Source organism: Pseudomonas sp. ArH3a, assembly GCF_022648765.1.
In the GTDB taxonomy this organism is placed as follows: Bacteria; Pseudomonadota; Gammaproteobacteria; order Pseudomonadales; family Pseudomonadaceae; genus Aquipseudomonas.
Window position 1 is genome coordinate 1,523,111 of sequence record NZ_CP080330.1, and the last position, 16,362, is coordinate 1,539,472.

Consider the following 16,362-nt stretch of genomic DNA (forward strand, 5'->3'; position numbering starts at 1 on the left):
GTTCGGCAATCCGGTAAGGCCGGTGATTCATCCGTTCTCTTTTGCTTATGAGAATATTTATCATTAATATTGCGCGCTGATGAACCTGGCGCCTCCTGCATGAAAAGCAAACGCACACTTCCCGTTACCTACCGTCTAGCCGTCACCTCGCGGGTGCTGGCTGCCGTGGTGGGCGGTTATCTGATGGCGTCCCTGGCAGCCGTCTGCCTGGCGCTGTGGATGCCGACGTCGCGCGCCGACGCGGTGATCACCGGGATGATGAGTTCGTTTGTGTTCTACCTGTTGGCGGTGCTCTGGTGTTTTGCCTGCCGCACGGCGTGGCGCGCCTGGGCGGGTGTGATGCTGCCGAGCGCGCTGTTTGCGACCCTGGCCGGCGTGGGTTTCTGGATGGCACGCACATGAAAGAGGGCTTTCGCCAGGCGATGGCCTGGTTGCACACCTGGGCCGGATTGATTTTTGGCTGGCTGCTGTTTGCGATTTTCCTGACCGGCACCTTGGCCTATTTCAAAGACGAAATTACCCATTGGATGCAGCCTGAAGTGCAGGCCCACCCACTGGACGATGCGCGCAGCCTGGCCGCCGCGCAAACCTATCTGCAGCACCAGGCGCCCAACGCCGCGCGCTGGTTTATCACCCTGCCTGGCAGCCGCGACCCCGGCCTGTCGGTGATGTGGCAAGACAAAGTCGACCCCGGCAAGCGCGGCAACTTCATCCAGAAAGTCCTCGACCCAGTCACCAGCCAGCCCGTGCAGGCCCGTGAAACTATGGGCGGCGAGTTCTTCTACCGCTTTCACTTCCAACTGCAAATGCCCTACCCGTGGGGCCGCTGGCTGTCGACCATCGCCGCGATGGTGATGTTTGTCGCGTTGATCACCGGCATCATCACCCACAAGAAAATCTTCAAGGACTTCTTCACCTTTCGCCCGCGCAAAGGCCAGCGTTCCTGGCTCGACGGGCACAATGCGGTGGGCGTGCTGGTACTGCCGTTTCATTTGATGATCACCTACAGCAGCCTGGTGATCTTCATGAGCATGGTGATGCCCGCGCCGATCGTGGCTTCCTACGGCGACGACAGCCGTGGGTTTTTCAATGAAGTGTTCCCCAACACCAACAATGCGCCGGCGCTCGGCCAGCCGGGTAAATTGCTGCCGTTATTGCCGATGTACCAGCTAGCGCGCGAGCAATGGGCAGGCGGGCATGTTGGCCGTTTAGTGGTCAACAACCCGGGCGATGTGAACGCCTCGGTCAATGTGGTTCGGTCCGGTTCCGACCGCGTGGTGCATGATTTTGGCAGCAGTGTGTCGTTCAACGGCACCACCGGCGAGTTGTTGCGGGTCAGTGGCGAGCAGTCGCTGCCGGCGGCGATTAGTGGCAGTTTCTACGGCCTGCACATGGGCCATTTCGCCGGCCCGGTGCTGCGCTGGTTGTACTTTATCTGCGGCTTGGCGGGTACAGCCATGATCGGCACCGGCCTGGTGATCTGGCTCGGCAAGCGCCAGCTCAAGCACGCCAAAACCGGTGTGATGCCGTTTGAGCTGCGGCTGGTGGAAGTGCTGAATATCGCCAGCATGTCTGGGCTGATGATCGCTATTGCGGCGTTTTTCTGGGCCAACCGTTTGTTGCCGATGAGCTTCGCCGAGCGCTCCGACTGGGAAGTGCAGGCCTTCTTTATCGCCTGGGGCTTGAGCCTGCTGCACGCCGTGCTGCGTCGAGGCCGCCAAGGCTGGGTTGAGCAACTGAGCGTCGGCGCGTTGCTGTTTGTGGCGATTCCCCTACTCAACGCGCTGACCACCTCGCAGCATTTGGGTGTGTCACTGCTCAGCGGTGACTGGGCCATGGCCGGCTTCGACCTGACGTGCCTGGCCAGCGGCCTGTTCCTGGCCTGGGCGGCCTGGAAGATGCAGCGCCGCATGGCGCCGCAGCCCAAGGCCGAACGCGCGCAGGCATTGACGCTCAAGCAGGAGGCGAACTGAATGCTGCTCGCCCTGTTGATGTGCTACGCCGGGTTTGCCGCGTTGTGCCTGTCTACCGATCGCCATCACGGTGAATTGCTGCACAGCAAACCATCGCCCAGTCGGCGCTTGAGCCTGCGCGCATGCGGTTGGCTGCTGCTGATGCTGGCGATCTGGCCGGCCGTCGCTGGCTCGGGTTGGGCCCAGGGTTTGGTGCAGTGGTGCGCCGTCTTGATGCTCAGTGCACTGCTGCTGGTGTTGCTGCTGCCGTATCGGCCAAGGCTGGCCTTGACCCTGGCGGGCGTCGGCCTGTTGGCCAGCCCGGTTGCGGCGTTCGCCTTATTCTGAGCGTTCCATGATGATCAGCACTCCGCCGGAATCCCAAGACAGCCCGCACACCGATGCGGCCGGTGGACGTGCGCATTTCCTGCAGGTGTTTTTGTCCCAGCGCTCGCAAATGGAAGCGCTGGTCAGCCGACGCGTGGGCTGCCGCGCCACCGCGGCCGACCTGGTGCAAGACCTGTTCCTGCGCTTCTGGCGCCGGCCACTGGTGCAGGTCGAAGAGCTCAGCACTTACCTGTTGCGCTGCGCCGGCAACATCGCCATCGACCACCTGCGCAGCGAAGGTGCACGCGCACGCAGCAGCGAAGGCTGGTTGCCGGAGCAGCAGGACAATCAGGGCTCCGAGCCCCAGGCCGCCCTCGAAGCGGGCAATGACCTGCGTCATGTCGAGGCCGCCTTGCGCAGCTTGCCGGAACGCACCCGGCAGATTTTCCTGCTCAACCGCATTCACGGGCGCAAATACGCGCAAATCGCCAAGGCCATGGGGCTGTCCCAAAGTGCCGTGGAAAAACATATGATGCGTGCCCTCGAAGCCTGCAAAGCCAGCCTTCGCGAACCCTCTTGCCCACGTACGCCAGGGAAAGCACCGTGACCGTCACCCCCACGCCCGCCCAGGAGCAGGCCGCACTTGACTGGCTGAGCCTGCTGCACGATCAGCCCAGCAGTGGCGACCAAGCCACCTTCAGCCGCTGGCTGCGTGCCGACCCTGCGCACGTCGAGGCCTATGCCCAGGCCCAGGTGTTGTGGGAGTTGAGCGAGGTGCCGGCGCGCGCACTGGCGGACGAGGACGCCTTGGCCTTGCAGGGCTACCTCAATGCGATGAACACCTCCAAGCGCTCACGTATTGTGCGCAGGTGCAGCGCCTTGGCCATGGCTGCGTGCCTGCTGGTGATGGTCGCGATGGGCGCCGGTTGGCAGCCGTCGCGCTGGGTCGATGACTTCGGCGCCGATTATGTGACGGCGCCGGGGCAGGTGAAGACCGTGACCTTGGCCGATCAATCCCAAGTCACCCTGGATGCCGACAGCGCGATCGCCGTGGATTTCAGCCAGGGCGAGCGTCACATTCAGTTGCGTCGCGGGGCGGGCTTTTTCAATGTGACCCACACCGGCCAACCGTTTGTGGTCGAGGCCGGCAGCGGTGAAGCGCGAGTGCTGGGTACCCAGTTCGAAGTGCGCCTGCAACCGGCGGGCGCCCAGGTGACGGTGCTGTCCGGTCGGGTGGGTGTGACGCCGTCCAAGCAGGGCTCGCAGCAAGTTCTGACGGCAGGCCAGCAAGTGGCCTACGCCGAAGGTGTGGCTGAGCCCTTGCATGCCGTCGACAGCGAATCACGCCTAGCCTGGCGTGACGGCTGGCTCAATTACTACAAGGCGCCGCTCGCCGAAGTGGTCCAGGACCTGGGCCGTTATTACCCGGGCCGCATCCTGCTGCTTAACGACGAGATGGCCGCCAAACGCGTCAGTGGCAGCTTTCCGAGCAACGACCCGCAGGCGGTGTTGAATGCCTTGCAGGCGGTGTTGGGGTTTGAGCAGCACAGCCTGTTGGGCCGGATGATTGTGTTGCGTTAGCGATACATCAGGCTTCAATTTTCCTTTCGCAATTCTCCGCCAGGTCTGCGCAGGCCACGCCTCGCGGTGCCTGCGGACCTTTCACCGAACCTTCATCGCAATCACCCCAACCTGTCACCAAACCGTTACACGTGGCGCGGATCATCGCCGGGTTCCTGAGTGAGTGGTCAGGAACCTCGGCGTCGTCAGCCAACCAAGTTCCGGCGCGACTGCCCCATACCACAGAGCAACGTCAGTAAGGGATCTACAGGTGAACTACAACAATCTTTATGCCCTACTTTTAGCCTCGGGCCTGGGTGGCTTTGCGCCGCTGGTTTTGGCGGACGACGCGCAGGATGTGGGTTCGGTGAATATCGCCGGCAAACAAACCCTGGGCAACGGGCACATGATTCGCGAAGAAAGTGCCAAGGCGCGGTCGACGGTGACCAAGGAAGCCATGGACCAAATGTCGGCGACCGCCAACGCCATCGACAAGCTCAAATACACGCCAGGCATCAACGTTTCCAGCGATGACGCCAGCGGCACCAGTGGCACCAACTTCACCATGCGTGGCATGAGCTCCGACCAGGTCGGGGTGTCCGTCGACGGCGTGCCAATCAACGACTCGGGCAACTACAGCGTCTATTCAAACCAGCTGGGCGACCCGGAAAACCTCGCCGAAGTGTTTGCCACCCAAGGCTCCTCCGAGGCCGACGGCCCGCACATCGGCTCCAGCGGCGGCAACATCGGCATGATCACGATTCGGCCAACCAAAGAGTCCGGGTTGTTTGCCAAACAGACCGTCGGGTCCAATGACTTGCGCAAGACTTTCGTGCGTTTGAACACTGGCGATTTCGGCGGCCTCAGGACCTGGGTGTCGGCATCGCACCTGGAAGGTGACAAGTGGCGCGGCAAAGGCACGCTGCGTAGCGACAAAGTCGAGTGGAGCAGCCTGTTTGAAGACGGCAACGGCAACTCCACGCAGGCGACAGTCAAGTACAACAACCAGGAAAACTACAACTACAACACCCTGAGCAAAGCGCAATTTGAGAACGAAGGGCGACGCAAGGACTACGCGCAAACGCCGGTGTACAAGTCGGGTTTGCTGTCGTCGTCCTACAAGCTCAACCGCAACCCGTTCGAAAGCGTCAACGCCACGCTCACGCAGCGCTGGCAGTTGCAAGACAACCTGGCGCTGACGGTCACCCCGTATTACTACTGGGCCAACGGTGGCAGCTTCAGCGGCCAGACCGCGTCGAACCTGGGGCCCAAATCCGACAAGGCCGGCAATTACGACCTGAGCAACCTGAAATCGGCCAACTACTACCGCCCTTCGTGGACCGAAACCTGGCGCCCTGGCGTCACCGCGAAAATGAAGTGGGACATCAACGAAGAACACAGCCTGGACTACGGCTACTGGTATGAACGCGCACGCCAGCGCCAGACCCAGCCCTTTATCGGGATCAACAGTGAAGGCGCGCCCAGTGATGTGTGGGGCGACTACAACGGCGGCGGTCAGGTGGTCGACAAGAACGGCGCCACCGTCCAAGGCCGCCACTACTACACGGTCACCCCGTCGCAGAAACTCTGGGTGCAGGACAGCTGGCAAGCCACGCCGGACCTGAGTTTCGTCGGTACCCTGGCCTACCAATACGTCGAGCGTGACGGCAACAACCTCGGCAGCCTGTACGACAAAGCGGAAAAACGTAACACCCGCTACCACCAGTTCCTGCCCAGCTTCAGCGCCAAGTACCAGGTCGACGAAAGCAACCAGACGTTCTACAACGTCACCCGCAACATGCGCACGCCGCCGAACTACGTGCTGTACAACAAGGGCGACTCGGTGAGCCTGAAGTCCGAGTTGAGCTGGAACCAGGAACTCGGCTGGCGCTACAGCGAAGACGACATGGCGTTGAGCGCAACCTTGTTCTACATCAGCTTCAAGGATCGCCAAGTGTCGACCACCGACTCCGCCGGTGACTACATGGTGCTTAACGTCGGCAGCGTCGAGAACAAAGGCCTGGAATTGGAGTGGAGCGGTTTGTTGCCGCACAACTTCAACTACTACGCCTCGTACACCTATACGAAGTCGGAGCAGCAAGACAATTTGCTCAGCAAGAACGTGTTGTTGCCAACGGCGGGCAAGCAGCTGGCTAACGTGCCGGAAAACATGTTCAACCTGGTGTTCGGGTATGACGACTCGCGCTTCTACGGCAACATCGCGGGCAAGTACGTCGGCAGCTTTTATGGTGATTTGACCAACAAAGAAAAAATCGACGGCCGTACGGTGTTTGATTTGAACGCGGGTATTTACTTGCCGGTGGACAAGAAGGTCATCAAGTCAGCGACCTTGCGGTTTTCAATGCTTAACGTGTTCGATAAAGAATACTTGAGCTCGGCACGCACCGTGGCGTTCAACTCGGCACCGGTGAATGGCTTGGCGCCGAGTACGGCGTATTACAACGTGGGGGAAGAGCGTACGGCGATGGTGTCGTTGGAAGCTAACTTCTAATAAGGCCACCGCTGGGCTAAATGTGGGAGCAGGCAAGCCAGCTCCCACATCAGTTGGCTCTCATACCGATTGGGTTACTTCAACGCGGCCATGATTGCTTCAGGGTTGAACTCGCGAATCAGCGTGCCATTCACGTCCACAAACGGAATTCCGCCTCCGCCCAACGCCTCATACGCCTTGCGCGCCTGGGCGTCCTTCTCGATATCCAGGGCCTGGTACGGAATGCCTTTCTGGTCCAGAAAGCGCCGGATCTGCTTGCAGTAGCCACACCACTCGGTGGAATAGAGCACCACGCGCGCCGAGGCGCGTACCTGCTCCGAAACCACCTGTGAGGGGTTGAACAGCCGCTCGATCTTGCCCCAGTTCTGGATCACCACCACGACCAGCAACACCAACAGGACTTTCTTGAGAACCCCGCCGAGCATCAGTTACGGCGCTTGAGCTGGTCGGTCAGTTGGGTTGGCAGGCCCTTGATGATCAAGGTGCCGGCGGCTTCGTCGTATTCGATCTTGTCGCCCAACAGGTGCGCTTCAAAGCTGATGGACAAGCCTTCGGCGCGGCCGGTGAAGCGGCGGAACTGGTTGAGGGTGCGTTTGTCGGCCGGGATTTCCGGTGACAGGCCGTAATCTTTGTTGCGGATGTGGTCGTAGAACGCTTTTGGTCGATCTTCATCGATCAGGCCTGAGAGTTCTTCCAGGCCCATCGGCTCGCCGAGCTTGGCCTGGCTGCTGGCGTAATCCACCAGGGTTTTGGTTTTTTCGCGGGCGGATTCGTCGGGCAGGTCTTCGCTTTCGACGAAGTCGCTGAACGCCTTGAGCAAGGTGCGGGTCTCGCCCGGGCCGTCGACGCCTTCCTGGCAGCCAATGAAGTCGCGGAAGTACTCCGAGACTTTCTTGCCGTTCTTGCCCTTGATAAAGGAGATGTACTGCTTGGACTGTTTGTTGTTCTGCCACTCGGAGACGTTGATGCGCGCCGCCAAGTGCAGTTGGCCCAGGTCCAGGTGGCGCGAGGCGGTCACATCCAGGTCCTCGGTCACTGCCACGCCTTCACTGTGGTGCAGCAGGGCGATGGCCAGGTAGTCGGTCATGCCTTGTTGATAGTGGGCAAACAGCACATGGCCGCCGGTGGAGAGGTTGGACTCCTCCATCAGCTTTTGCAGGTGCTCGACCGCCGTGCGGCTGAAGGTGGTGAAATCCTGGCCACCGTCGAAATATTCCTTCAACCAGCCGCTGAACGGGTGCGCGCCGGACTCGGCATGGAAGAAACCCCAGGCCTTGCCTTGTTTGGCGTTGTAGCTCTCGTTGAGGTCGGCAAGCATGTTCTCGATGGCGGCCGACTCGGCAAGTTCGGAGTCGCGGGCGTGGAGAACTGCAGGTGTGCCGTCGGGTTTTTTGTCGATCAGGTGGACGATGCAATGACGGATCGGCATGGGCTTCTCGGCTGGTTGAAGGGGAGCGGTTGGCCTCCCCGAAAAGTCGCCCAGTGTACCGCACCCGTTGGGCATGACGCGCTCCGAAGGGTGTTTTGGCTACCCTCCGACGCCCTATATGCCCTTTTTTCACGGTTTAGAGCGATAAAGCTGACCAAATGGGTATGTTGAAGCGGATATTTCCCCGTCTCTGTGCTAGTTTTGCCCCGTCTTACGCCAAGACTCGGCGTTAAGCGTGCATTCAGCATCTGTCAGGTCGAACCAATCCCCGTTTCAAGCATCTATAACCCCGATCTCCGTGGTTATGGCCGGGGGTGCCAGGCCATGACGGTCGGGCTCGACGGCTGACACTGCACTCTGCAATCCATATGAATTTGATAGGGAAGGAACACCACAATGGCTATTACTAAAGACCAACTGATCGCTGACCTGGCTGAAGCAGTAGACGCACCGAAAACTACCGTGCGCGCTCTGCTGGACCAACTGAGCCAAGTTGTTGCTGATCAGCTGGAAAACGGCGGCGAAATCACTCTGCCAGGCGTTGGCAAACTGAAAGTGACCGAGCGTCCAGCCCGTACTGGCCGTAACCCTTCGACTGGCGCTGCCATCGAAATCGCTGCCAAGAAAGTTATCAAGCTGGTTGTGGCCAAAGGCCTGACCGACGCTGTTAACAAGTAAGACGCAGCAAAAAAAACCGTGCTCCGGAGAGATCCGGGCACGGTTTTTTGTTGCCTGCGATTTGGCGGTAGTGGCGGATTTATTGTGGCGAGGGAGCAAGCTCCCTCGCCGCACGTTTAGTCGCGCACCCAGCGCTGGCGCCACAACTGCTGTTCGTTCTTGGTCTGGAAGGTCCAGGCCACAAAACGGCTTTGCTTCTGGCCCTGGGACATCTCCACCACCTGGCTTTCCAGCACGCCGGCTTTTCTCAGGGCGGTCTCGATCGCGGGCAAGTTCGACGCTTTTGACACCAGGGTGCTGAACCACAGCACCTTGTGGGCAAAGTGCGCACTCTCAGCGATAAGCTGCGTTACAAAGCGCGCTTCACCGCCTTCACACCACAACTCCGCCGATTGGCCACCGAAGTTCAGTACCGGCAGCTTGCGCTTGGGATCGGCCTTGCCCAAGGCGCGCCACTTACGCTCGCTGCCCTTGGTGGCTTCGTCCATGGACGCATGGAACGGCGGGTTGCACATGGTCAGGTCAAAACGCTCACCTGGCTCCAGCAGGCCCAGCAAGATCTGCTTGGGATTGGATTGCTGACGCAGTTGAATAACCTTGCTCAGGTCATTGGACTGCACGATGGCCTTGGCGGCAGCCACGGCAATAGGGTCGACCTCCGAGCCGAGGAAGTTCCAGCGGTATTCCATGTAGCCAATCAGCGGATAGACGCAGTTGGCGCCCATGCCGATGTCCAGCACCTTGACGATGGAGCCGCGCGGAATCTTGCCGTCGTTGACGCTGGCCAGCAGGTCGGCGAGGAAATGCACGTAATCCGCACGCCCCGGCACCGGTGGGCACAGGTAATCCGCCGGGATGTCCCAATGCTGGATGCCATAAAAGGACTTCAGCAATGCCCGGTTGAACACCCGCACCGCGTCCGGGCTGGCGAAGTCGATACTTTCCTTGCCATAAGGGTTGATGATCACGAATTTCGCCAGTTCCGGCGTGGTCTTGATCAGCGCCGGGAAGTCGTAACGGCCCGTGTGGCGGTTGCGCGGGTGCAAGGTGGCCTCTTTGCGCGGCGCGACGGGTTTGGCCGTGGCTGCGGTTTTAGGCTTCTTGCGCGGTGGTTTAGGTGTGCTGGGGGCGGTCATGTTGACTCTGGAGTAGGCTCAAAAATGGCGGGTATTATCCCACATTCATGAGGGAAAACAGGAATATCTACCGGTGGAGCAAAACCAGAGTGGGCAGCCTATTCGAAATAATAGAAAGCCTAGTTATTCCTTAAGGGTTAGCTGACCTGTGATTTCTGACAGTAGATTGCCGCCGTTTGAGCGTGTAAGTTTTTTAGTTGCAACGCAAAAAAAAACTGACTTCAATTTACTTAAAGGAATAAGTACTCTGTGATGACGTTGGCGGGAGCGATGTTGCTGGCGATGAACGCATGGGCGGCTGGCACGAGCCCTTCGCAAAATAAGATGCAGGGTGTGGCTGAGGGGAGCATCATTGTAGAAAACGCAGGCGCTAGTTCTTTTTATGTCAGCGACACTGATCCAACCGTTGGCTATGCCAGCCCTCTTAGTATTGATGTGGCCGGGTCTGCTATTCGAGTGGGCAAGGAACTCGAAATTAAAAATCGAGGTTCAAAGGCAACGACAATTGGTACTAAAAATACCACGCTGGCTGCACCGCTCACTCTTCCAGCAAAAAGCGGTGTTTTATTTATTAATACGGCTGGCGGGTGGGTGTCCCATGGTGTCATGTCGGATAACACACCTCCACCACCGGGGGCTCCCGCGTCAGGTCAGGTAAATGTTCCGCCTGTGTCGAATTAGGGGTGAGGCGGTGAGGGGTTAACACCTTAAGTCTAGGGTGGTCGGTCGCAGATATTAACGATCTGCGATCGATTTAGAGTGATCGATGCGATCATAGTGAAAGCCTTGTTGCGTCAATTCATTAATCAAATCGCTTAACAGTACGTTGCTGGCTGATCTGATCGTGGCATTGTTGGGGGGCATGTCGAGTACAGTTAAATTGGACGCTGCAGTTTCCAGCTGCGTCCCATCTGCGGAGTAAGGTGTGTAATAAAACTTCAAGTCTGGGTTCGGGGCTAAACCATTATTTCCAACTAATTATGCTATAGGGATAATGAAAAAAATCCGCCTGTAAAGTGATTGACTCTGTGAAAGCTTAGACTGCATTCATTAATATATGTTCACCACTCTTTTATTTGGTCATTTGGGATCTCCTGAAAAAGATTGCCCTGGCCAAAAACAATTAAAGGTGCAGAGGCTTTATCCCAGAGTAATACGGCTTTCCAGTGCGCCAATACTGTCAATCTTGACAGTTATTTATAATGTTTGCGATGACCCTTGTTTGTGCTTTGATACCGTTAATTTTGAGCAAAAAAAAGAGACCCGAAGGTCTCTCTTTTTAATCCAGTATTTATTTACAAACTGGAAATCCGTGCATGTTGCTCCGCCAACTTGCCCAGCGCCTGTTCAGCCTCGGCCAACTTGGCGCGCTCCTTATCGATCACCTCAGCCGGTGCCTTGTCGACGAACGCCGCGTTGGACAGCTTGCCGCCAACCCGCTGCACTTCGCCTTGCAGGCGCAGGATTTCCTTATCGAGACGGGCCAGTTCCGCACCCTTGTCGATCAGGCCGGCCATCGGCACCAGCACTTCCATGTCGCCGACCAGCGCGGTCGCGGACAATGGTGCTTCAGCGCCGTCAGCCAATACGGTGATCGACTCCAGCTTCGCCAGCTTTTTGAGCAGCGCATCGTTCTCGGTGAGGCGGCGCTGATCTTCGCTACTGGCGTTCTTCACAAACACGGCCAGTGGCTTGCCCGGCCCGATGTTCATCTCGGCGCGGATGTTGCGCGTGCCGAGCATCAGGGTCTTGAGCCATTCGATATCGCTTTCGGCGGCCTCATCAATGCGTGCTTCGTTGGCCACCGGCCAAGGTTGCAGCATGATGGTCTTGCCTTCGATACCGGCCAGCGGCGCGAGGCGCTGCCAGATTTCTTCGGTGATGAACGGCATGAACGGGTGCGCCAGGCGCAGCGCCACTTCGAGCACGCGTACCAAGGTGCGACGTGTGCCACGCTGGCGTTCGACCGGCGCGTTTTCGTCCCACAGCACTGGCTTGGACAGTTCCAGGTACCAGTCGCAATACTGGTTCCAGATGAACTCGTACAGGGCTTGTGCGGCCAGGTCGAAACGGAACTGATCGAGTTGGCGGGTCACTTCGGCTTCGGTGCGCTGCAGTTGCGAGATGATCCAGCGGTCGGCCAGGGACAGCTCATAGGCTTCGCCGTTCTGGCCGCAGTCTTCGCCTTTGTCCAGCACGTAGCGCGCGGCGTTCCAGATCTTGTTGCAGAAGTTGCGATAGCCTTCGACGCGGCCCATGTCGAACTTGATGTCGCGACCGGTGGAGGCCAGCGAGCAGAAGGTGAAGCGCAGGGCGTCGGTGCCATAGCTGGCGATGCCGTCGGCGAACTCGTCGCGGGTCTGCTTCTCGATCTTCTTCGCCAGTTTCGGCTGCATCAGGCCCGAGGTGCGTTTCTGCACCAGGGTTTCCAGGTCGATACCGTCAATGATGTCCAGCGGGTCGAGGACGTTGCCCTTGGACTTGGACATCTTCTGGCCTTGGCCATCACGTACCAGGCCGTGCACGTAAACGGTCTTGAACGGCACCTGCGGCGTGCCGTCTTCGTTTTTCACCAAGTGCATGGTCAGCATGATCATCCGGGCAACCCAGAAGAAGATGATGTCGAAGCCGGTGACCAGCACGTCGGTGGAGTGGAATTTTTTCAGGAACTCGGTCTGCTGCGGCCAGCCCAGGGTAGAGAACGTCCACAGGCCCGAGCTGAACCAGGTGTCGAGTACGTCGTTATCCTGTTGCAGCGCAACGTCCGGGCCGAGGTTGTGCTTGGCACGTACTTCGGCCTCATCGCGGCCCACATAGACCTTGCCCGACTCGTCGTACCAGGCTGGAATACGGTGGCCCCACCACAGCTGACGGCTGATGCACCAGTCCTGGATGTCACGCATCCACGAGAAGTACATGTTTTCGTACTGTTTAGGCACGAACTGGATACGGCCATCTTCCACGGCAGCAATCGCAGGTTCAGCCAACGGCTTGGTCGACACGTACCACTGGTCGGTCAGCCAAGGCTCAATGATGGTGCCAGAACGGTCGCCCTTCGGCACTTTCAGGCCGTGGTCGTCGACGCTCACCAGCAAGCCGGCGGCGTCGAAGGCTGCAACGATCTGCTTACGTGCTTCAAAACGGTCGAGGCCGGCGTATTCGGCCGGGATTTTGCCGTCGATGCTCTCGTTCAGCGTGCCGTCCAGGTTGAACACCTGGCAGGCTGACAGTACGGCGGCGTTCTTGTCGAAGATGTTCAGCAGCGGCAGGTTGTGGCGCTTGCCGACTTCGTAGTCGTTGAAATCGTGGGCCGGGGTGATTTTCACGCAGCCGGTGCCGAATTCAGGGTCGCAGTAGTCGTCCGCGATGATCGGGATGCGACGACCCACCAACGGCAGCTCAACGAACTTGCCGATCAGCGCCTGGTAGCGCTCGTCGTTCGGGTTAACCGCGACGGCAGCATCGCCAAGCATGGTTTCCGGACGGGTGGTGGCGACGATCAGGTAGTCGTTGCCCTCGGCGGTCTTGGCGCCGTCGGCCAACGGGTACTTGAGGTTCCACAGGAAACCTTTCTCGTCGTGGTTTTCCACTTCGAGGTCGGAAATCGCCGTGTGCAACTTGGTGTCCCAGTTGACCAGGCGCTTGCCGCGGTAGATCAGGCCGTCTTCATGCAGGCGCACGAAGGCTTCTTTCACCGATTCCGACAGACCGTCGTCCATGGTGAAGCGCTCGCGGCTCCAGTCGACGGACGAACCCAGGCGACGGATCTGACGGCTGATGTTGCCGCCGGACTGATCCTTCCATTCCCAGATCTTTTCCAGGAATTTCTCGCGGCCCAGGTCGTGACGGCTCTGGCCGGTGGCTTCGAGTTGGCGTTCCACCAGCATCTGGGTGGCAATGCCAGCGTGGTCGGTGCCCGGTTGCCACAGGGTGTTACGGCCCTGCATGCGGCGGAAGCGGATCAACGCATCCATGATCGCATTGTTGAAGCCATGGCCCATGTGCAGGCTGCCAGTGACGTTCGGTGGCGGAATCATGATGGTGTAGGAATCGCCGGCACCTTGTGGGGCGAAATAATTCTCGGACTCCCAGGTGTTGTACCAGGAAGTTTCAATGGCGTGCGGCTGGTAGGTCTTATCCATGCGCGGCGGGACCCTATTGGCATTTATTCAGGAAAGCCGGCAAGTATAACGGGGGATAGGGCGCAGGGCGAGGTGAAGACAGGCTTGAGATGTACGCAGTGCAAATGTGGGAGGGGGCTTGCCCCCGATAGCAGTGGGTCAGTGACTGATAAGCTGGCTGACCCAGCGCTATCGGGGGCAAGCCCCCTCCCACAGTAGATCCAGGTGTGGCTCAGGACTGGTATTGGCTGAGCAACCGTTCCATCCGCGCATCCAACCTGCGTTTGATCTCGGTTTCGATATGCGGCGCAAAGTCGTCGATCACATCCTGCATGATCAGTTGCGCAGCGGCGCGCAGCTCGTTGTCCAGGTGCAGCAGCAGGGCGTCTGGCGCCTTTTCGGTAGCCGTCGCAGCCGGCGCGGGCTCTACAATCGGGGCTTTGGCGACAGGCTGCGGTACGGCGGGCTTGCCACCGACCATGTCGAACAACAGCGGAATCTGTACCTCACCGTCGACCGTTTCGGTCAGCAGCGGCGGTTGCAAGCCATCATCACCGAGCAACTGTCGGATCGACTCAAGGTCGTCCAGCAGGTGGTCGTCTTTTTTTGTAGGTTTTGGCGTGTCCATCATGTACTCAAAGTCGTTGTAGCCGGTGATCTTGCAGAGAATAGCCCTGTTCGCGGTAGAAACGGAAACTCTCCCGCGCGGCTTGACGAATAGCCGGGTCTTCCACCACCACTTCCGCCACACGGGCAAACGCTTTGGCAAAAGCCGGTACTTTCAGGTCCAGGTTGACCAGCAGGTCATGGTGATCGCCGCAGCTGTCGCCTAGACCCAACACAATCAGGCCTTCGGGTTCGGACTCGGCAGGGCCGTGGGGCACAAAACTTTCGCCCTTGAAGCGCCACAGACGGGCGTCGAGGTCGTCACGTTGGGCGGCATCGCTGCAATGCAGGTAGATGCGGTGGCCCATGCGCCAGGCTTTTTCGGTGAGTTTGCAGGCAAAGTCCAGGCGCGCAGAGGGATCGGCGCTGGGCAATATATAGAAGTCGACTTGGGTCATTGCGGTTCCTGAGACCGGGGCGCCATGGGGGCCGCCCCGGAATCTTCAGTTTCAGGCTTTGGCGCGATCCAGCAGGTATTGGGTCAGCAGTGGCACCGGACGGCCAGTGGCGCCCTTGTCCTTGCCGCCGCTGGTCCAGGCCGTGCCGGCAATGTCCAAGTGCGCCCAGTTGAAGTTCTTGGCAAAACGCGACAGGAAGCAGGCAGCGGTGATGGTGCCGGCTTTCGGCCCGCCGATGTTGGCGATGTCAGCGAACGGGCTGTCCAGCTGTTCCTGGTACTCATCGAACAGCGGCAGTTGCCAGGCGCGGTCGTCGGCGGCCTTGCCGGCGCTGAGCAGTTGCTCGATCAGCTCATCGTTGTTACCCAGCAGGCCCGAGGTGTGGGCGCCCAGGGCAACCACGCAGGCACCGGTCAGGGTGGCGATGTCGATCACGGCTTGCGGCTTGAAGCGCTCGGCGTAGGTCAGCGCATCACACAGCACCAGACGGCCTTCGGCGTCGGTGTTGAGGATTTCCACCGTCTGGCCGCTCATGGTGGTGACGATATCGCCCGGACGGGCTGCGCCGCCGCTCGGCATGTTCTCGGCACACGCCAGGATGCACACCAGGTTGATCGGCAGCTTGAGTTCCAGCACGGCACGCAGGGTACCGAACACGCTGGCGGCGCCGCCCATGTCGTATTTCATCTCATCCATGCCTGCGCCCGGCTTGAGGCTGATGCCGCCGGTGTCGAAGGTGATGCCTTTGCCGACCAGGGCGTAAGGCTTCTCGGACTTCTTGCCGCCGTTATATTGCATCACAATCAGGCGGGGTGGCTGGTCGCTGCCCTGGCCTACGGCATAGAACGAGCCCATGCCCAGTTCCTTGATCTTCTTCTCGTCCAGCACTTCAACCTTCAGGCCCTTGAACTCTTTGCCCAGTGCCTTGGCTTGCTCGCCCAGGTAGGTTGGGTGGCAGATGTTTGGTGGCAGGTTGCCCAGGTCGCGGGTGAACGACATGCCTGCAGCGATGGCCTGAGCGTGGGTCACGGCGCGCTCGACTTCAGCCTGGGCGGCCTTGATAGTCAGCAGGGTGATTTTCTTCAGGGCGCGCGGTTCGGCTTTCTGGCTCTTGAACTGGTCGAAAATGTAACCGCCATCCACCAGGGTTTCGGCCAGCAGGCGGGTCTTGCCGTAGCTGTCGCGGCCTTTTACGACGATTTCATCAAGTGCCAATGCTGCATCGCTGCCGCCCAAGCCCTTGAGGGTGGTGAGGATACCGCTGATGATCTTGCGGAACGGGCGGTCGCCCAGTTCGGCTTCCTTGCCCACGCCCACCAGCAACACGCGGTCGGCTTTGAGGTTAGGCAGGCTTTGCAGCAGCAGGCTCTGGCCGACTTTGCCGGCCAGGTCGCCGCGCTTGAGCACGGCGCTGATGGCGCCACCGCTCAGTTCATCCAGTTGCTTGGCGGCGACGCTGAGCTTGCGGCCTTCGCCGACGGCGACCACGAGGGTGGCGGTTTTCAACGTTTCGGGGCTAACGCTTTTTACAACCAATTCCATTTTCGGGTCCCTTATAAAGGTCTGTGAGCCTGAGTCTGTAC

At 59.4% G+C, this 16,362-nt stretch carries 15 protein-coding genes; 8 read left to right on the forward strand and 7 right to left on the reverse strand.

Features of this window, described 5'->3' with window-relative positions:
• Positions 1-99 precede the first annotated feature (99 nt).
• From K0P33_RS06860 to K0P33_RS06885, 6 genes are all read left to right on the forward strand, one after another.
• Complete coding sequence (locus tag K0P33_RS06860) at positions 100-402, forward strand: DUF3649 domain-containing protein (protein WP_094951384.1); 303 nt, start codon at positions 100-102, stop codon at positions 400-402.
• Entirely contained in the window at positions 399-1,973 is a 1,575-nt protein-coding gene (locus K0P33_RS06865; protein ID WP_242154586.1) for a PepSY-associated TM helix domain-containing protein, read from the forward strand. The genes K0P33_RS06860 and K0P33_RS06865 overlap by 4 nt, the downstream gene beginning before the upstream one ends.
• On the forward strand, positions 1,974-2,300 hold the full coding sequence (locus K0P33_RS06870) for a DUF3325 domain-containing protein (protein ID WP_094951382.1): 327 nt from the start codon (positions 1,974-1,976) through the stop codon (positions 2,298-2,300).
• 7 nt (positions 2,301-2,307) lie between these two features.
• A complete protein-coding gene (locus K0P33_RS06875; protein WP_094951381.1) occupies positions 2,308-2,886 on the forward strand; it encodes an RNA polymerase sigma factor in 579 nt (192 codons plus the stop codon).
• On the forward strand, positions 2,883-3,860 hold the full coding sequence (locus tag K0P33_RS06880) for a FecR family protein (protein WP_242154588.1): 978 nt from the start codon (positions 2,883-2,885) through the stop codon (positions 3,858-3,860). Before K0P33_RS06875 ends, K0P33_RS06880 begins: the two co-directional genes overlap by 4 nt.
• A gap of 250 nt (positions 3,861-4,110) precedes the next feature.
• Positions 4,111-6,351, forward strand: a complete 2,241-nt coding sequence (locus K0P33_RS06885) for a TonB-dependent receptor (RefSeq protein ID WP_242154590.1) — start codon at positions 4,111-4,113, stop codon at positions 6,349-6,351.
• Positions 6,352-6,425: 74 nt separating this feature from the next.
• Here K0P33_RS06885 and K0P33_RS06890 read toward each other — a convergent pair whose 3' ends face one another.
• Together K0P33_RS06890 and yejK are read right to left on the reverse strand one after the other, a co-directional pair.
• Positions 6,426-6,776, reverse strand: a complete 351-nt coding sequence (locus tag K0P33_RS06890) for a glutaredoxin family protein (RefSeq protein ID WP_064450852.1) — start codon at positions 6,774-6,776, stop codon at positions 6,426-6,428.
• Positions 6,776-7,780, reverse strand: coding sequence for a nucleoid-associated protein YejK (gene yejK, locus K0P33_RS06895; protein WP_048720332.1), 1,005 nt, complete (start codon positions 7,778-7,780; stop codon positions 6,776-6,778). The genes K0P33_RS06890 and yejK overlap by 1 nt, the downstream gene beginning before the upstream one ends.
• Positions 7,781-8,176: 396 nt before the next feature.
• Here yejK and K0P33_RS06900 point away from each other — a divergent pair, with 396 nt between their 5' ends.
• Complete coding sequence (locus K0P33_RS06900) at positions 8,177-8,458, forward strand: HU family DNA-binding protein (protein ID WP_003188840.1); 282 nt, start codon at positions 8,177-8,179, stop codon at positions 8,456-8,458.
• Positions 8,459-8,574: 116 nt separating this feature from the next.
• Here the strand turns inward: K0P33_RS06900 and rlmF are convergent, their stop codons facing one another.
• Complete coding sequence (gene rlmF / locus K0P33_RS06905) at positions 8,575-9,594, reverse strand: 23S rRNA (adenine(1618)-N(6))-methyltransferase RlmF (protein WP_094951378.1); 1,020 nt, start codon at positions 9,592-9,594, stop codon at positions 8,575-8,577.
• A gap of 249 nt (positions 9,595-9,843) precedes the next feature.
• Here rlmF and K0P33_RS06910 point away from each other — a divergent pair, with 249 nt between their 5' ends.
• Positions 9,844-10,275, forward strand: coding sequence for a hypothetical protein (locus K0P33_RS06910; protein WP_141240562.1), 432 nt, complete (start codon positions 9,844-9,846; stop codon positions 10,273-10,275).
• 614 nt (positions 10,276-10,889) lie between these two features.
• On the opposite strand, the gene K0P33_RS06915 is transcribed toward K0P33_RS06910, so the two are convergent.
• From K0P33_RS06915 to K0P33_RS06930, 4 genes are all read right to left on the reverse strand, one after another.
• Positions 10,890-13,736 carry a valine--tRNA ligase gene (locus K0P33_RS06915; protein ID WP_094951377.1) on the reverse strand — a complete coding sequence of 949 codons (2,847 nt, stop codon included), beginning with the start codon at positions 13,734-13,736 and terminating at the stop codon, positions 10,890-10,892.
• Between the two features lie 211 nt (positions 13,737-13,947).
• Positions 13,948-14,343, reverse strand: a complete 396-nt coding sequence (locus tag K0P33_RS06920) for a DNA polymerase III subunit chi (RefSeq protein ID WP_094951376.1) — start codon at positions 14,341-14,343, stop codon at positions 13,948-13,950.
• A gap of 7 nt (positions 14,344-14,350) precedes the next feature.
• Complete coding sequence (locus K0P33_RS06925) at positions 14,351-14,779, reverse strand: DNA polymerase III subunit chi (RefSeq protein WP_094951375.1); 429 nt, start codon at positions 14,777-14,779, stop codon at positions 14,351-14,353.
• A gap of 51 nt (positions 14,780-14,830) precedes the next feature.
• Positions 14,831-16,321, reverse strand: coding sequence for a leucyl aminopeptidase (locus tag K0P33_RS06930; protein WP_094951374.1), 1,491 nt, complete (start codon positions 16,319-16,321; stop codon positions 14,831-14,833).
• Positions 16,322-16,362: the final 41 nt, after the last annotated feature.

Excerpts from the sequence above, each read along its gene's own strand:
- K0P33_RS06930 (WP_094951374.1), bottom strand. The coding sequence starts at position 16,321 with ATGGAATTGGTTGTAAAAAGCGTTAGCCCCGAAACGTTGAAAACCGCC.
- K0P33_RS06925 (WP_094951375.1), bottom strand. The coding sequence starts at position 14,779 with ATGACCCAAGTCGACTTCTATATATTGCCCAGCGCCGATCCCTCTGCG.
- K0P33_RS06870 (WP_094951382.1), top strand. The coding sequence starts at position 1,974 with ATGCTGCTCGCCCTGTTGATGTGCTACGCCGGGTTTGCCGCGTTGTGC.
- K0P33_RS06860 (WP_094951384.1), top strand. The coding sequence starts at position 100 with ATGAAAAGCAAACGCACACTTCCCGTTACCTACCGTCTAGCCGTCACC.
- K0P33_RS06920 (WP_094951376.1), bottom strand. The coding sequence starts at position 14,343 with ATGGACACGCCAAAACCTACAAAAAAAGACGACCACCTGCTGGACGAC.
- K0P33_RS06900 (WP_003188840.1), top strand. The coding sequence starts at position 8,177 with ATGGCTATTACTAAAGACCAACTGATCGCTGACCTGGCTGAAGCAGTA.
- K0P33_RS06875 (WP_094951381.1), top strand. The coding sequence starts at position 2,308 with ATGATGATCAGCACTCCGCCGGAATCCCAAGACAGCCCGCACACCGAT.
- yejK (WP_048720332.1), bottom strand. The coding sequence starts at position 7,780 with ATGCCGATCCGTCATTGCATCGTCCACCTGATCGACAAAAAACCCGAC.
- K0P33_RS06915 (WP_094951377.1), bottom strand. The coding sequence starts at position 13,736 with ATGGATAAGACCTACCAGCCGCACGCCATTGAAACTTCCTGGTACAAC.
- rlmF (WP_094951378.1), bottom strand. The coding sequence starts at position 9,594 with ATGACCGCCCCCAGCACACCTAAACCACCGCGCAAGAAGCCTAAAACC.
- K0P33_RS06865 (WP_242154586.1), top strand. The coding sequence starts at position 399 with ATGAAAGAGGGCTTTCGCCAGGCGATGGCCTGGTTGCACACCTGGGCC.
- K0P33_RS06890 (WP_064450852.1), bottom strand. The coding sequence starts at position 6,776 with ATGCTCGGCGGGGTTCTCAAGAAAGTCCTGTTGGTGTTGCTGGTCGTG.